Raw genomic sequence first — 2,139 nt, forward strand, 5'->3', positions numbered from 1 at the left:
GGGCTGAGGCCCCCCCCTTCTCCCCCCCCCCCCCCCCCCCCCCCCCCTCCCCCCCCCCCTCCCCCCCCCCCCCCCCCCCCCCCTTCCCCCGTCGTCCGCACGTCCGAGGTGCCGCGGGGATCAGCCCTCGGTCTTCTCCTCGGCGGAGGCCTCGGCGGTCTCGGCGGCGTCGGTGGTCCCGGCGGCCCCGGCAGCCTCCTCCTCGTCCTCCTCGAGGTCGATGATCTCGCCGTTGGTGTCCTTGACCGTGGCCTTCTCGACCACGGCGGCCAGGGCCTTGCCGCGGGCGACCTCGCCGACGAGCAGCGGGACCTGGCCCTGCTCGACGACGGCCTGGGCGAACTGGTCGGGGGACATGCCGGAGGAGGCCGCGCGCCGCATGAGGTGCTCGGTGAGCTCCTCCTGGTTGACGTTGTGCTTCTCCTGCTTGACGAGCTCGTCGAGCACGAACTGGGTCTTGATGCCCTTGATCGCGGCCTCGCGGGTCTCGGTCTCGAACTCCTCGGCGGTCTTGCCCTGGATCTCCAGGTACTTGTCGAGGGTGAGGCCCATCTGGCCGAGCTGGTGGTGCTCGAGGTTGTGCTTGCGGGTGTTGATCTCGTCCTCGAGCAGCTTCTCGGGGACCGGGACCTCGACCAGCTCGAGCAGCTTCTCCAGGACGCGCTCCTGGGCCTGCGTGGCCTGGTCGTACTCCTTCATGTCCCGCAGGCGCTTGCGGCTGTCCGCCCGCAGCTCCTCCAGGGTGTCGAACTCGGAGGCGAGCTGCGCGAACTCGTCGTCCAGTTCGGGCAGTTCGCGCTTGGCGACCTGGGTGACCTTGACGGTGACCTCGGCCTCGCGGCCAGCCGCGGAGCCGCCCTTGAGCTCGGAGGTGAAGGTGGCCTCCTCACCGGCGGACAGGCCCTTGACGGCGTCGTCGATGCCGTCCAGCAGCTCGCCGGAGCCGATGGTGTAGGAGACGCCGTTCGCGATGCCGTCCTCGAGGACCTCGCCGTCGACCTTGGCCTCGAGGTCGATGGTGACGACGTCGCCGTCCTCGGCCGCGCGCTCGACCGGGGTGGTGGAGGCGAAGCGCTCGCGGAGCTGCTCGACGGACTTCTCCACGTCCTCGTCGGTGACCTCGATGGCGTCGACCTCGACCTCGATGCCGGAGTAGTCCGGGATCTCGATGGCCGGGCGGATGTCGACCTCGGCGGTGAAGTTCAGCGTCTCGCCGTCCTTCAGCTCCGTGATGTCGACCTCGGGCTGGCCCAGCGGGCTCAGCTCGGCCTCGTTGACGGCGTCGGTGTAGAACTTCGGGAGGGCGTCGTTGACGGCCTCCTCCAGCACCGCACCGCGACCGAAGCGCTGGTCGATGACCCGGGCCGGGACCTTGCCCTTGCGGAAGCCCTTCACCGTGACCTGCTGGTTGATCTTCTTGTACGCCGCGTCGAGGCTGTCCTTGAGCTCCTCGAAGGGCACCTCGACAGTGAGCCGAACCCGGGTCGGGTTCAGGGTCTCCACGGCGCTCTTCACGGTTCGGTCTCCTTGTGGCTGACTTCTCGGTTTCCGCCGGAACCAGAACGGTCCGGCTGATGCGCCGCCCGGAGGACTGCATCAGACGCTCGGAGAGCTGAGAGAACACGGGCGTGCAGCTTGAATAGTAACGGCAGCGACTACGGCGCCCAAAGGCGATCATCGAGGACGATCGGGTGGTTGGTCGGGGTGGCGGGATTTGAACCCACGGCCTTCCGCTCCCAAAGCGGACGCGCTACCAAGCTGCGCCACACCCCGTCTGGTGCGACACGTAGGGTACATGCCGCCGGGCGGTCCTTCCGCCGCATTTCCCGGGCGCGGTGCGGCGCCCCGCGGGGCGGCGGGGACGGGGGCGTGCGGCAAAGGGGCGCGACCCGCTACGATGCCTGTCAGTGCCGCGGTCACCCGACCCGCGGCGCACGCTGTGCGGGCGTAGCTCAATGGTAGAGCCCCAGTCTTCCAAACTGGCTACGCGGGTTCGATTCCCGTCGCCCGCTCCGATACGGCTCAGGGGCGGGGGGGGGGGGGGGTCCTTTCCTCGGGGCGCAGCGTGTTTCGGGATGGTTCTATCGGCCGTGTCCCTTCTTTTTGGCCCTCCTCAGCTCTCTGTTTCCTCGCGGCGCG

General features: G+C 69.5%; 1 protein-coding gene and 2 tRNA genes. 1 reads left to right on the forward strand and 2 read right to left on the reverse strand.

The window, feature by feature from the left end:
• Positions 1-120: 120 nt before the first annotated feature.
• Positions 121-1,515: a trigger factor gene (tig, locus tag ACZ56B_RS20655; RefSeq protein ID WP_468792215.1), complete on the reverse strand. Its 1,395-nt coding sequence runs from the start codon at positions 1,513-1,515 to the stop codon at positions 121-123.
• Between the two features lie 181 nt (positions 1,516-1,696).
• A tRNA-Pro gene (locus ACZ56B_RS20660) sits at positions 1,697-1,773 on the reverse strand.
• Between the two features lie 168 nt (positions 1,774-1,941).
• On the opposite strand from ACZ56B_RS20660, the gene ACZ56B_RS20665 reads away from it, so the two are divergent.
• A tRNA-Gly gene (locus tag ACZ56B_RS20665) sits at positions 1,942-2,012 on the forward strand.
• The last annotated feature ends 127 nt before the right edge of the window (positions 2,013-2,139 follow it).

The sequence above is a fragment of the Streptomyces sp. NPDC034670 genome, assembly GCF_055574875.1.